The sequence below is a fragment of the Janthinobacterium leeuwenhoeki genome, from assembly GCF_051380795.1.
GTDB lineage: Bacteria > Pseudomonadota > Gammaproteobacteria > Burkholderiales > Burkholderiaceae_D > Janthinobacterium.
The window spans coordinates 1-13,052 of sequence record NZ_JBNYXT010000003.1; the positions used below are offsets into that span (position 1 = coordinate 1).

Below are 13,052 nucleotides of genomic sequence, written 5' to 3' on the forward strand. Positions count from 1 at the left end.
CTGAAGCTGCGGGTCAACCATGACAAAAGCGCCGTTGCCCGACCTTGGGCGAGGAAGTTCCTGGGTTACAGCTTCACGTGGCACAAACAGGTACGCCTGAAAATCGCTGACAGCAGTGTTAAACGATTGAAAGACAGGGTGCGCGAAATCGTCGTCGGGAATGCCTCGTGCAACCTCGACAAAACGATTGCGGCGCTTAACCCGGTGCTGCGTGGCTGGACATCGTATTTCCGTCTGACCGAGGTGAAGGGTGTGTTGGAGGATCTGGACGGATGGATCCGGCGCAAGCTGCGTTGCCTGCTCTGGCGGCAATGGAAGCGACCGGCCACCCGTAACAAGCGACTGCAAACAAGGGGGTTGGATGCGACGCGAGCACGGAAATCGGCAAGCAACGGACGCGGCCCTTGGTGGAACGCCGGAGCAAGCCATATGAACGTGGCCTATCCAAAACACTTCTTTGATGTACTAGGGTTGGTTTCGTTGCTGAATACTCAGCGACGCTTCCAGCGTGTTTAATGAACCGCCGTATGCGGAACCGCACGTACGGTGGTGTGAGAGGGCGGCTGAGGTAACTCAGCCCCCTACTCGATGGCGTTCGGGAAGTCGCGCCAGCCGCTGTGCCCAGGCGGGAATGGCTTGCCGCCAGAAGTCTTCCACGTTGTCTGCACGCACGTCGAGGCCGAGGAAGCGGGCGGCCGGCAGCAGCGCCGAGGCCAGCAGTTCGGTTGCTTGTGTTCCTGTATCGAAGGCGAGGGCGCCCGTCTGTTTCGACAGTTTTTCGCCGCTGTCGTTCGTGACGACAGGCACGTGCAGGAAGCTCGGATGGGGCAAGCCCAGCACATCCTGCAGATACAGTTGGCGCGGCGTGGAATCGAGCAAATCCGCGCCGCGCACCACCTGCGTGATGCCCTGCGCGCCATCGTCGACCACCACGGCCAGTTGATACGCCCAGTAACCATCGCCGCGCAGCACGATGAAGTCGCCCACTTCGCTGGCCAGATCTTGCTGCTGCGGACCCGCCCAGCGGTCGGCAAACGAGTACACCGCATCAGCCCCCTGCGGCAGCCGCAGCCGCAGGGCTCGCGCCGCCTTGCCCGGCGCCAGGCCGTGGCGGCAGGTGCCTGGATATACGGCGGCCCCATTTTTTGGCGCTCCCGCCTGCAAATTCGAATCCTGGATCTCCTTGCGCGAGCAGCCGCACGCATACACGAGGCCATCGTCCTGCAATTGCTTCAGCGCCGCCTCGTACAGCGGCAGCCGCCGGCTTTGCCACGTCGCCTCGCCATCCCACGCCATGCCGCAGCGCTGCAGGCTGGCCAGGATGCCTAGATCGGCACCTTCGACATTGCGGTCATAGTCCAGGTCCTCGATACGCAGCAGCCACGTGCCGCGATGCACCTTCGCATCGAGATAGCTGGCCATGGCGGCAACGAGCGAGCCCATGTGCAGGGGGCCGGAGGGAGAGGGGGCGAAGCGGCCGATGTAGGGGGCGGTGGGAGAGTTCGGAGACGGCATGCTGTGAGTGTAGGCGGTGGTGACAGGCGTTTATTGCTCAGGATGGGGAGCTTTGGCAACAGCGGCAAGTATCGTGCAGGGCGATGGGCAAGTCAAATCCTGGGCGGTTCTGGGTATTGCCTAATTGATAATCAAATGCGTAACGTTATCTTCAACATATGAAATTTCTTCTTTGCAGTAATGCGCGTCATTCAGTTCTCTGAAATGTAAATCCTTGTCGAATTTCTTGGTTCTGAACTTGTTACTGAGCAGTGCTACAACGCTCCCCTCATCTGGCCAGCCTGAAGAATGCATTGCTATCAATGAATTTCCCAAAGAAATCTCATTGAGAAGACAGATTTTTAATTTCCGAGGTAGTTTCTTCAATAAAATCAACCAACGTATCTCACTTTCTTTTGGAAAAAAAGTATCACTGTTTTTTATGAATTCTATTATTCGTTGCTGCACTTCTATAGATTTATCTATATTGATATTCGATTCACGATGATCATTCATTTTCAATCTGAGGGGTGATTTTCTGGCTATTTTGTACTGCAAGATTATGCATGATGAGGATATTTTTATGTCATGCCGTACGATAACGCTTCCCCACGAAAATTGAAATACTATTTCTGATAGTCCTTTCACCTGGCCGGGAATGCCAGACTTTCTTTGAATTTGCTTGACTAGCGATGACGCACTTACACCTTTGTCTACAGAATTATTTTCAAAGTAATGCAATATTATGTAATCTATTTCGGGGAAATTTTCTTTTATAATAATTAATTCACAACGTAATCGTCTACCCATCCATTGATATCAAAAATATACATTCCAGTCCCTGTTGTTGTGGGTTTGGTATGGAATGTATTGACAATGCTATTTATGAAATCGTTTGCTGGAGTTTTTTTCGATAATGTATTTTCTCCATTGACGAGAAGTAATCCATCAATGAAATCAAAAATATAGTTTGGGATTTCAAACTTTTTCATTCTGTCATGCGGAATTTTGAATGAGGCATCTCATATGAATTATTGCAGTGATTCAGCACGGTTCGTAGAGGCAAATATTGTTCACCATCGGATCTTCGACGTTCAGAAAACTTGCGTAAGGAGCCTTTACGTAATTGACGAAAAAAGCAGTTTTTTCCAGTCGCTCCTTGAGCGTGTCAATATTTTTCGTTGGTAAAGTGAGTAGATTGATCGTGCCACCTTTGCTACCTACGCGATGTGCTTGCTCAATGTTTGAAGGAGGCATGAATTCTATTGAGAATTTTTTGTTGGACTCGTGCGCCATCGTGAGGCGGCGACTGGTACCTGAGTCACACTGAATGATGCTATCCATCGTAATGAAAAATCCGAGATTATCAATGTAAAATTCTTTTGCTTCGTCAAAATTCAGGCAGCGTACTCCTATATTGATTGTTTTTAACATGTGATTTTTTCTGGATTTCATAGTTATCCTTGGAAGAGAGGATAAATGCGAAAAATATTACTTTTTAAATTACATAAACCAGGATTTTATTGTAAATAAAAAATTTTCACAGGCTTCATGTTCTTCTTTGAAAACGCGAAGCCCTGTCTTTATTCCTCGTTCATAGTAAAAAACCTCCCAATGTCCATTTTTTTCTCTTATGCACAGACTCTCATCCTGAGTCGGATCGCCAATCGAGAACGCATTTGATGGTATGTTCAAAATTGCCATCTCGTATCCAATATCTGAAATATTCATCTATATGGTAATCTGAATTTAATATTGGTTTTATTGATATGCGCAAAAAACTGATGTGGTTTGATTATGTGGATCGTGACAGGCGTCTATTTCCCCCCATGGCCCTGCTTGCGGCAGAACGATGCCAAACTCATCCAGAAACCAGCGTCTCAATCTTCTTGTATATTTTCCTTCGGGTTTAGACTGAAAACCATCCATGCAATTTTCCGGACCAAAATCCCAGTATTTTATGGGACCATCATCTTTCTCAAAAAAACAAATAACTATTATTCTCAATTTTTTTAGTTTGAAACTTGTTTTGTAGGCGATTACCTCCTCCTCATACTTTATCCATGCTTCCCAGCCTTGATCCATCGAGTGTAGATTTTTTCTTTTCATTCCTCTAAATAGAATGATCGATTCGTTTACAGAAAAATATCCATCTTTAAATTTAAAATCACGAATTATATTCATTGTCAATAATTTAAATTTTGTGAAATTTTATCAGTTTCTTATTTTCATCAACCAGGCTTACCCTATAGTTTTCTGATTGGGCATAAAAATAAGCGGAGAAGAAACTCGGATTTAGAAAAATACAAAAAACGTATTTCCAACTCTTTTCCTCTGAATTTTCATTAATCAGTAGATTGATTATTTCTGGCGTGATTAGTTTGGTATTCCAAGCCTTCGATAGCTTAATTTGGATATCAGTTCTATTTTTAATTTCAAACTTCATACTTGACAAAAATTTCTTATGTGGGTAAATAAGAATTTTCATTTTATTCGTCTGAGTTCTTGAAGGATGAAAATAATGCATATTGCACAATGGAAATGTTTGCGAATTTTGAATTTTCTATAATGGAGAATTTTAACTCAATTAATCTTTGTTAGTCTGGATGCCACAATTCCAGGATATTCCAATTGACGTCGTAGCTGATTGAATTGATGCTGAAGCCGAGATATTTCCCCATGGGAAATTAAATGCGGAGAACGTCTTTTTTATCTCATCAGGATCTTTGCCCAAGACTTCAGCAAGTAATTTTGTCAGACTGTTTTTGTCGGCTATTAATTGGTTTTCTGTTGTGTCATATCCATATTTTTTTGTGTTTCCTCCATCCCACGATAGCCAAACACTCGTCATGCAATAATTTTCAAAAGTAAAATTTATACCAAATTCAAATTCATTTAATTTTCCGCACGTTGATAAACTATGTACATAGGTGTTTGTTTGATTGTTTTCTATTTCAATGTTATTTTCTTCCGCAGTTTTGTTGAATTTATATTCGTTAAGTGGTGCAATTATGACGCCGCTTAATAGGAGGTAACCGTTTTTTGTGTCAAAGGATATTTTTTTCATTTTTTTAGAGAAATTATTTTCCCAGTGTCAATTAAGTTTTTTTTGTCTCTATTTTCTAAAAATAATTGTTGCGCACCTCCCGCTCCAAAATTTGGGTTATTTCTTGATATTCCCTCTGCCATGCAAGTATCTTCTTTTAATATGTAGACATGAAGTTTTTTACGCATGGGACGAACCCCTTTATGCTTGGAATTATCAGCATGTGCTACCTGTACCGCATCGTTGAATTTTCTCGCCTCACCATTTGCTAAAACTGCATCCGCCTTGGAGAAGTAATTTCCCGGTGCAGGTCCATGTGGATATAAAGTAAATAAAACAGTTCCCTTTTTTACGACAACATTACTATATATATCTTGACCTAAATATGGAAAATTAAGAGGACCTTGCCAGTTTTTTGCTTCACTAGCCGGATCACGACCTGTACATGCGTTACAAATCAGATTTTTAGGACAATTTTTGGCATTTTTCGCCAGTCCTAATGGATCAATCCACAAAATCGGGCTTGGCGCGTATTGATAGCTGTTCAGTCCACCAAGCAAGCCAACCGGATCTTGCGTCACATACCTAGCTACATCCGGATCATAGTAGCGGTAACGGTTATAAAATTGCCCCGTTTCCCGATCCTCATACTGCCCCTGAAATCGCAGCGGCTGTTCGATTTCTCCCTCGATGTGCAGCAAACGCCCCCACGCTTTGTAACGCCCGCTCCAGACCACGCTCCCTTGCGCATCCGTCAGCTCACGCGGCGTGCCCAGGTGGTCGCAGTGGTAGTGGGTGATGCGGTCGTGTGCTGCCGCGTCATCGGCTGCCGCCTGGGTATGTTGCCATACGGATATATGCAGCGCTTCGATGTCCGCTTGTTCTTGCGCAATCGCGGCTTGCAGTTCGGCGTCGTGCCGGGTGGCGGGTAAATCCCATTGCGCGACGCGCGGCAGGTGGACCGTGCTTGCCTGGCGACAGGCTGGCGAACTGATCCTGGCCAGCGGCACGAAGCTGTCCGGCTCGTACAGATATGTGACCGTTTCTTCGTGCCCAAGTTCCTGTGCCAGCGTGTCGCCATCCCAGACGAAGAAGGTGGTGGTACTACCACAGTTGGCGGGCTGGTCCTTGGTGATGTTTTGCTGCTTGCTCCAACGTGCTTCCTCTACCCGCTTGGCGATGCGGCGGCTGAATGCGTCGTAGAAATAGCGGGCGCGGTGGCGTGACTGGCGTTCCATCCTGGTGGCGTGGCTGAGACGGTTTTCGGCGTCGTATTCGAGCTTCAGATCGCTCCAGGTCGATTCCCTGCCCGGCGGATGGAAGCGCTTGCTGGTGGCATTGCCTTGCTCGTCGTAATCGTATTCCGTATCGCCATAGTTTTTCAGGACGTTGCCTGGCGCGGGTGCCTTGTCGAGCAGATTGCCTGCCGGATCGAAGGTGTAGTGTTCGGCTAGGCCCGGCTGCACGGCGGCCAGCAGTTGGCCGACGGGGTCGTAGGTATAGCTGAGTTTGCCGAGCGGGCCGGTAGCGGTGGTGCCTGTTTGAGAAATGGTGGTCAGGTTGCCTTGTGTATCGTAGTCGAAGCGGCGTTCGCGCACGGGGGCGGGCGCATCGGCGCCGCGCGCCAGGGTCATTTGTGTGAGCCGCGATTGCGGGTCGTACTGGCGCGTGGCGAGCAAGCCGCTGTTGCCCAGCTGCCGCTGCTTTTCGCGGTGCAGCTTGTCGCGTTCGACATCGACCACGGCCTTGCCTTGCCACAGCACACCATGCCAGTGGCCGGAGCCGTAGCGCAGGGTGTCGATGCGGCGGCCGTTCGGCAAGACCGTCTGGATGCGGTTGCCCAGCTCATCATAGGCGTGCGTCATGACAAAGCTGGCATCCGGCACGCGTGGGGCATTGGGCAGCCTGCCGGCATCGGGTAGGGATTGCAGAAAATATGCGCTGCACTCTTCGGTCAACTGGCCCAGCGCATCGTGGAAGAAACGCTGTTCGGCTTGCGGAGCTGAAACGGCCGTCAGGCGGCCAAGCGCATCGTAGGAGTAGCGCACCGTACCGTCCGCCGTGGTCTTGACTTGCAACAAACCGAGCGCGTCGCGCAGCAGCTGCGTGCGCTGGCTGCCGCACTCGGTGGCCGTCAGGTTGCCGGCCGGGTCATAGCCGTATTGCGTGCGCTTGCCGTCGAAGCCCGTTTCCGACGCCAGCCAGCCTTCCACGTGATACGCGAGCCGGTAGCTTTCGCCTTTGGCATTGATCAATTCCGTCAGTTGCAGTGCGGCATCATAGCGATACTGCACCGTCTGGCCGATGGCGTCCGTGCGCTCCACCGGCAAGCCCTGGCCGTTGTAGCGGTAGCGCGTCTTCTGGCCGGCGCCATCCTCTTGCAAGAGCAGATTGCCGTCTGCATCGTAGGCGTAGTGTTCCCGTGTTTTGTCTGGTGCGATGAGTCCGGTCAGGCGGCCGAGGCCATCGTACTCATAGCTGCTGACGTGGCCCATGGCATCGCGTGTAGCCGTCAATCTTCCCTGCTTGTCGTAGCTGTATTCGCTGCTGTGGCCGGAACAGTCCGTGTAGCTGGTCAGCCAGCCCTGGTGGCTGTACTGAAAATGCTTGCTGCCGCCCCTGGCGTCGACCAGTTCCACCAGTTGGCCGCCCTGGTCGTAGCGGTAGCGCGTGACGTGGCCCAGCGCATCGGTGATGCTGACGGGGCGGCCTGCCGCATCGTATTCGCGGCGTGCGGTGTTGCCCAGCGCATCCGTGAAGGCGACGGGCTGGTTCTGGCCATCGTAGTCGATGCTGCTGCTGTGTCCCTTGGCATCGGTGCTGCGGGTCAGGTTGCCGGCTGCATCGTAGGCGTAGCGGGTGGCGGCGCCGTTGGCATCGATATCGGCCAGCAGCATGCCATCGGGGTCCCATTCGCGCCGGCCCAGCGAGGCGGCCTTGTCGCCGTTCACGCGGCGCACTTCGGTGACCAGCCAGTTGGCGTCGAATGTGTATTCGAGGACGCCGCCGTTTTCCGTGACGCGGCTGGTGTCGTTGTCCAAGTAATCGACGCGCGTGTGCTCGCTGCCATCGCATGCCCGGGTGGCGATGGCGCGCGCCTGGTAACTGTTGGCCAAGCTGATGGGATGGCGCTGCGCCAGCTCCGGTTCGCTCAATGGGGAACCGCTCCAGCGGGCGCGCAGCGCGTCCAGGCTGATCCATTCCAACTCGTAACTAAAACCCGTGTAGCTGCTGCACGATGTGAGCAGGTGATGACGATAGCTGTAGCGGCGCGTGTCTCCCAGCGCATTCGACTGGCTGACCAGGTTGTGGCGGGGCGCGAAGGGCGGCTGACCATCGTTCGTCTCAACGGCATAGGCGTAGCGGACGTGGCAGAGGCGGCTGCCGTCGGGCAATACCTCGTCGATGCTGCCGATGTGGATGGCCGTTTCCTCAGCTCCACGCATGGCCTCGAGCACGCCGCCATCGTCGCTGCGCAGGCGCAGCAGCACTGCGCCCGGTTTGGCATCCATGTATCGGTCTATGTGGATGCCGCGTCCATCCCGCCCTTCGCTACGCACAAGCGCAAAGCGCTGCGTGGCGACGGGAGCGGATGGGGCCAGCATGGCGTTGACGCCGTCGTAGCCGTGCGGCAACCAGCCGCCTTCAGCGTACGCGTAGCGGTCGACGCTGCCGTCGCGCCATAGCACGGTAAAAGTGTCGGCGCCGTCGCGCGTCAGCGTAAAGCCTTCCTTGCGGCTGTCGTGCTGTTGGCCCGCTTCCAGGTGGGGCAGGCGCAGGGCGCGGCCGCTGTCATCGTGCAACACGATGCCCACATCGCACAGCGACAGGCTGGTGGTGTAGGGTGTGGACCAGCGCGCGCCCAGCAAGCCCCAGTCTTCGCATTCGGCGCCGGAACGGTAGCAGCGCGTCCAGGCGATGGGAATGCTGCGTTCGAGCGCGAAATCCGTCTGGTACAGGATTTCCTGGCCCGTGCCGAAATGCACGGGCTTGCGGCCCTTGACGGGTTTTTTCGCGGGGCCGCTATCTTTCGGGCAGCAGTCGGACGGCGGTTCCGATTTCGGCTCTTTCTTGCCCCGGCTCTTGCCGTCGTCGCCACCGTTTTTTGGGGGAGGGTTGTCGAGTTTTTGGGGCGGCTTGTCCGGTTTTTTGCCGACCAGTTTGTCCTTGACCTTGTTGATGCCCGGCGCCGCTTTTTTGCCGAGGAACTTGCTCAGTATTTTTCCGCCTGGAATCTTGCTAAACACCGCCGCTTGCAGTACTGTGTCTGCCGCATTCATGACGATGTCTGAGGCGGTATTGAGCAAGTCGGGTGTCTTGCCTGTCAATAGGTAGTCGGCCGCCTGGTCGAGTACCGCGGCAGAGGCTTCCACTGCCGTTCCACTGACAACGGTCGCCGTGCCAGCAACGGCGCCTGCCGCCGCCGCCGTTTCCATCGCAGCGGCAACGGGGGCGCCCACTCCCGTTGCCGCCACGCCCACTCCGGCGACACCCAGCACGGCGCTGCCTGTCAGGACGGCGCCGCCCGCGTCCACCATGTCTTCGGCGGCGCCATGCATGCTCTTCGAACCATGATCCTTGTAGTCTTGTGCCGCTTCCCGTATCGCCGCCTTCAGTTCCTTGAGCACGGGCTTGGCCGCCTCCGCGCCCCGCTCATAAATCTTGCCCACGGTATTGCGCGAATTCATCCATACTTCGCGCCCCATCTGCACCAGGTTGGCGCCGTTGGCGCGGTGGATGGCGCTGGCGACCTTGGTGTCGACCTGTTTGCCGACGGTGCCGCTCTTGACGCCGCCCGCCTTGCCGGCCGCGTCGCCCTTGACAGTGGGAATGGTGCTGCGCTGGTGCAGGATGACGGGTTCGCTGTGCGACTTGATGTTGGGCGAAGCGTTCTGTGCCTCCGAGAATTCACCGATGATGCTGTAGGGAAGTGGGGGCGTGCTGGAGCCGACGGGCGTCTTGCAAATGTCGGGACTGAGGCTGACGCAATAGAAGCGCGAGGCTTTGGTGACGGTTTCATTCGTCATTGTTTTTACCTTGCCCGGCCGCCTTGCCCAGTGCTTCCTGGGCCTGTTCCAGCAGTTCGATGCGGGCGATCTGTGCTGGTTCCATCAGGTGCAGCAGGCGTGACGCGACCTGGCCCGCGTCGGCCGGCACGAGGGCGCGCCAGACCAGCTCCACGCTGGCCGCCTCAGGATCGATCTGCACCGTATCGATGGCCAGGCGCCAGACGAGCAACTGGTCGTTCTTGTCCGCCAGCAGCAGGCACAGCACCTGTTGCGGCAGGGCGAAGCGCAGCACCGTGTTGCCGCGCGGGTCGATGCGGGCCGAAGGATGGTCGTGGCGGCACAGATTGGTCAGCGTGAATTGCTCTCGTCCCGCCAGGTGCGGGCATTGCTGATCGGGTGGTGTGCTGTTCCAGTAGGCAAAGTCGAAGTCTTCCGGTAGGGCGGGGACTTCCTCGGCATCCCATTTGTCCTTGACCACGATGTGGCCCGCCAGCTTGCGGCGCGGCAGCCAGCCACGGCCGATCACGGCCAGCCCCGCCGGCGGCGGCAGCTCCTTGCCGCTCGCGCCTTGCCAGAACTGGACGGCCGTGCATGGTAGTGCCAGATGGTTGACACGAGGCGCGAGCATTTCATTGATCTGTTTCGCATCCAGGTACCAGTGGCGCGCAAAGCCCCGTCCCAGCGGGTTGGCCTGGCAGGAATCGTGCGCCGCCGCGTTGCAGTCATCGGCCTCGATGCGGCATTGGCCGCCATATGCATAGGCATAGTGCAGCGGCAATTGCAGGAACGCTTCCGGTGCGGATAGTTGCCACGGGTTCGGCCGCAGCAAGCCCGCCGTGGCAATGCGGGCGCAGCCCTGCGCCAGGCGCGTCAGCATGGCTTTCTTGCGGAAGGCGCGCTCGCCACTTACTTGCAGGGTCTTGTCGATCAGGGTCTTTTTTTCTGACTGCACCTTCAGGTTGACGAGAAATTGCGGCATCGCCTGCCCGCGCGGCGCGTGCGCCACGCCATTGACGATCACGTCGCAACGCGGTTTATAGGGCGCGAAGTCGCTCTCCTGCACAGTGCCCGCCTGCGTGTCGCCACCCAGGTGCCGGTCTTCCGTGGCCAGCGGCGATGGCCGCGCCATGGGCAGCAGGCTGGCCAGGCCATCGGCGCTGCACGGCCCCATGGTGTAGCCCATGCGCGCCACCACTACGTGGAAGGCTGCGCCAAACTGGTCGACCATGTCGAACTGGCTGGCCGCGTGCGGCGTGCGGTTGTCGAACAGCAGGTTGGGGATGTTGAAATGGGCGGTGCCGGCGTCGTTCATCGTCAGCCCGGATTGTTGTCGATGTCGTCGCCATGGATCTGCACCTTCGACCTGCCGCGGATGATGATTTCATCGGCAACCAGCTCGATGCGTCCCGGCGTGATGGTGATGCTGGACGTGCCAACAGTCATCGTGTGCGAATCGGTGGCCGTGAGCGTGCTGTCGGCGCCGACGATGACGCTTTTTGCCAGGCCGATCTGCTCGGCCTGCGCCAGCACCACGGTGGTGTTCATGGCGCCGATGACGGTGGTCTGGTAGGCGGCGCCGATGGTCAGCACCTTGGCCAGGCCGATCGTTTCGTCTTTGGCCAGGGTCACCCGTTCCGAACGGTGGCCGTCGATCTGCACCTGCTCGTTGCCGCCCACGTGTTCGCGGCGGTTGTCGCCGATGTCGATGTGTTCGTCAAGGTCAACGCGCTCACGGCGGTTGTTGTGCACGGTGATGTCTTCATCGTGGCCCACCGTTTCCGTGCGGTCGCGCTTGACGTGCACGGTTTCATCGCGGTCGACAGTCTTTTTCCGGTCATTGCCGACCCAGTGCGACTCGTCGTGCTCGACTTCGATGCGCTGGTCTTTTTCCGCATGCAGCCATAGCTCTTCCGCATCCTTGCGGTCTTCGAAGCGCAAGGCGTTGGCGTGCGCGGCGGAACCCTTCTTTGACGAGCGGCTCAGCATGCCGCTTTGCGTCTTGTTGGCCGGTAGCTCCCATGGCGGCATATTGCGCGCGTTGTAGACGCAGCCGATGATGATGGGCATGGCGACGTTACCGTCAGGAAATTGCACGGCCACTTCCATGCCCACCCTGGGCAGGCTGATATGGCCGAAATTCGGTCCGGCCCAGTTCGATATCACTCTTATCCACGGCGAACTTTTGTCGTCGAAGCTTCCCAGGCGGTCCCAGTGGAATTGCACCTTTACCCGTCCGTAACCGTCCGTGTGGATTTCCTCGCCGGGCGGCCCGACGACGGTGGCCGTCTGCACGCCGTAGATTTTCGGCTCGCGGCTATGGAAGTTGCGGCCGGGGCGCCAGGGAGTGGCGCGGGGGATGCACGTAAATGTGTTGCTGTAGTGCGAAGTGGCGCCGTGCCCTTGCTGGTAGTTGTTGCTGGCGTAGTGATGCACGGACAGGATCAGGTATTCGCCAGCTGCGCTGTCGAAATGCCCGCCCAGGGTGAACCAGCGTCCCGGCTGCGCCGTGCGGTCGTTGCCCTGCGCTTCGAACAGCTGGCCCTGGGCGTCGCGCTCTTCCATGCGGCGCCGGGCCAGGGCTTCGCCATCGTCGATGTTTTTAAAACCGTAGCTGCCCGTGTTTTCATACACTTCCAGCGCGGGCACGGCGCCTTGTTTGTTCAGCGAGTCGCCGCTGGCGCGGGCGCTGCGCGGATTCTTGAAGTTAAAGCTGGCCACCGTCATCTGACTTGGTGCCATGCGCCGCACCGTGCTCCATTGATGCACGCCATCGTCTTCCAGGGAACCGGCTTGGTGCTGGAAGGGTATTTCGCTCAGATCGCCATCGATGGGCTTGCCGGTGGTGCTGTCGTCGCATAGCCACAAGGTGTGACCGTCAAGGCGGTGTTCGTAGCGGTAGTGCCAGCCCAGCTGTTCCCAATGGCGGTGCAGCAGGTTGTGGTCGCTCTCGTTGTGCTGACACGTGTAGGTGATGGCGGGGTCGGCTCCGCTGGCGGCCAGCTTGTAGTCGCGCATCAGGTAATCATCGAAGACCTTGTCCGTCAGCGCCGCCACCGTCAAGCCGTGGAAGGCGACATTGTTTTGCCGCAAGTGCAGGTGCGACAGCCACGGCTCCAGCAGCATTTCATAGAAGGCGAAGCCGCCGTCCGTGCGCAGGAAGCGGAACTCGAATACATAGCCATTGAAGTAGCGCAAGCTGCCGTCTTCGCGCACCAGTTCGATGGTCACCATCTTGCCCATCACTTTGTCGAGCGCGATGCTGGCATTATCGGACAGCACTTCCACCACATAGGAAAAGTCGCGCGACAGGCTTTCGCTGGCGGCCAGGCTGTTGGCGAGGAACTGGCTGTTGATGGGACCGTCGCCATGTGGAAACTGCAGGCGCAGCAGGCGCTGGCGCTGCATCTCGCCCGTTAATGTCGTCCATGCCGCCGTCGTATCGGGGAACTGGCTCATCGCGCATCGCTTCACGGTAGGAATCGTTGACCGACTGTAGCAATAGC

General features: G+C 55.8%; 11 protein-coding genes. 1 reads left to right on the forward strand and 10 read right to left on the reverse strand.

Annotated features, from left to right (window positions below; genetic code table 11):
* Nucleotides 1-516, forward strand: a 516-nt coding sequence (locus tag ACQ4WS_RS03320) for a group II intron maturase-specific domain-containing protein (protein ID WP_436473648.1), incomplete at its 5' end; no start/stop codon positions are given.
* 57 nt (nt 517-573) lie between these two features.
* On the opposite strand, the gene gluQRS is transcribed toward ACQ4WS_RS03320, so the two are convergent.
* The 10 genes from gluQRS to ACQ4WS_RS03370 all read right to left on the reverse strand — a co-directional run bounded on the left by gluQRS (nt 574) and on the right by ACQ4WS_RS03370 (nt 13,005).
* Complete coding sequence (gene gluQRS, locus ACQ4WS_RS03325; protein WP_436473650.1) at nt 574-1,515, reverse strand: tRNA glutamyl-Q(34) synthetase GluQRS; 942 nt, start codon at nt 1,513-1,515, stop codon at nt 574-576.
* A gap of 120 nt (nt 1,516-1,635) precedes the next feature.
* Complete coding sequence (locus ACQ4WS_RS03330; protein ID WP_436473652.1) at nt 1,636-2,010, reverse strand: hypothetical protein; 375 nt, start codon at nt 2,008-2,010, stop codon at nt 1,636-1,638.
* Between the two features lie 266 nt (nt 2,011-2,276).
* Nucleotides 2,277-2,486: a hypothetical protein gene (locus tag ACQ4WS_RS03335; RefSeq protein ID WP_436473654.1), complete on the reverse strand. Its 210-nt coding sequence runs from the start codon at nt 2,484-2,486 to the stop codon at nt 2,277-2,279.
* Nucleotides 2,487-2,538: 52 nt separating this feature from the next.
* A complete protein-coding gene (locus tag ACQ4WS_RS03340) occupies nt 2,539-2,928 on the reverse strand; it encodes a VOC family protein (RefSeq protein ID WP_436473656.1) in 390 nt (129 codons plus the stop codon).
* A 69-nt stretch (nt 2,929-2,997) separates the two neighbouring features.
* Nucleotides 2,998-3,198, reverse strand: a complete 201-nt coding sequence (locus ACQ4WS_RS03345; protein WP_436473657.1) for a hypothetical protein — start codon at nt 3,196-3,198, stop codon at nt 2,998-3,000.
* A gap of 57 nt (nt 3,199-3,255) precedes the next feature.
* On the reverse strand, nt 3,256-3,678 hold the full coding sequence (locus tag ACQ4WS_RS03350; RefSeq protein ID WP_436473659.1) for a hypothetical protein: 423 nt from the start codon (nt 3,676-3,678) through the stop codon (nt 3,256-3,258).
* A gap of 403 nt (nt 3,679-4,081) precedes the next feature.
* Nucleotides 4,082-4,561, reverse strand: a complete 480-nt coding sequence (locus ACQ4WS_RS03355; protein WP_436473661.1) for a hypothetical protein — start codon at nt 4,559-4,561, stop codon at nt 4,082-4,084.
* Nucleotides 4,558-9,567 (reverse strand): RHS repeat-associated core domain-containing protein, encoded by a 5,010-nt coding sequence (locus ACQ4WS_RS03360; protein WP_436473663.1) that lies wholly within the window; start codon nt 9,565-9,567, stop codon nt 4,558-4,560. Before ACQ4WS_RS03360 ends, ACQ4WS_RS03355 begins: the two co-directional genes overlap by 4 nt.
* Nucleotides 9,557-10,861: a DUF2169 family type VI secretion system accessory protein gene (locus ACQ4WS_RS03365; RefSeq protein WP_436473664.1), complete on the reverse strand. Its 1,305-nt coding sequence runs from the start codon at nt 10,859-10,861 to the stop codon at nt 9,557-9,559. The genes ACQ4WS_RS03360 and ACQ4WS_RS03365 overlap by 11 nt, the downstream gene beginning before the upstream one ends.
* A 2-nt stretch (nt 10,862-10,863) precedes the next feature.
* On the reverse strand, nt 10,864-13,005 hold the full coding sequence (locus tag ACQ4WS_RS03370) for a type VI secretion system Vgr family protein (protein ID WP_436473666.1): 2,142 nt from the start codon (nt 13,003-13,005) through the stop codon (nt 10,864-10,866).
* Nucleotides 13,006-13,052: the final 47 nt, after the last annotated feature.

Coding starts and splice junctions, on each gene's coding strand:
- ACQ4WS_RS03365 (WP_436473664.1), bottom strand. CDS start 10,861: ATGAACGACGCCGGCACCGCCCATTTCAACATCCCCAACCTGCTGTTC.
- ACQ4WS_RS03335 (WP_436473654.1), bottom strand. CDS start 2,486: ATGAAAAAGTTTGAAATCCCAAACTATATTTTTGATTTCATTGATGGA.
- ACQ4WS_RS03355 (WP_436473661.1), bottom strand. CDS start 4,561: ATGAAAAAAATATCCTTTGACACAAAAAACGGTTACCTCCTATTAAGC.
- ACQ4WS_RS03345 (WP_436473657.1), bottom strand. CDS start 3,198: ATGGCAATTTTGAACATACCATCAAATGCGTTCTCGATTGGCGATCCG.
- ACQ4WS_RS03330 (WP_436473652.1), bottom strand. CDS start 2,010: ATGAATGATCATCGTGAATCGAATATCAATATAGATAAATCTATAGAA.
- gluQRS (WP_436473650.1), bottom strand. CDS start 1,515: ATGCCGTCTCCGAACTCTCCCACCGCCCCCTACATCGGCCGCTTCGCC.
- ACQ4WS_RS03370 (WP_436473666.1), bottom strand. CDS start 13,005: ATGAGCCAGTTCCCCGATACGACGGCGGCATGGACGACATTAACGGGC.
- ACQ4WS_RS03360 (WP_436473663.1), bottom strand. CDS start 9,567: ATGACGAATGAAACCGTCACCAAAGCCTCGCGCTTCTATTGCGTCAGC.
- ACQ4WS_RS03340 (WP_436473656.1), bottom strand. CDS start 2,928: ATGTTAAAAACAATCAATATAGGAGTACGCTGCCTGAATTTTGACGAA.
- ACQ4WS_RS03350 (WP_436473659.1), bottom strand. CDS start 3,678: ATGAATATAATTCGTGATTTTAAATTTAAAGATGGATATTTTTCTGTA.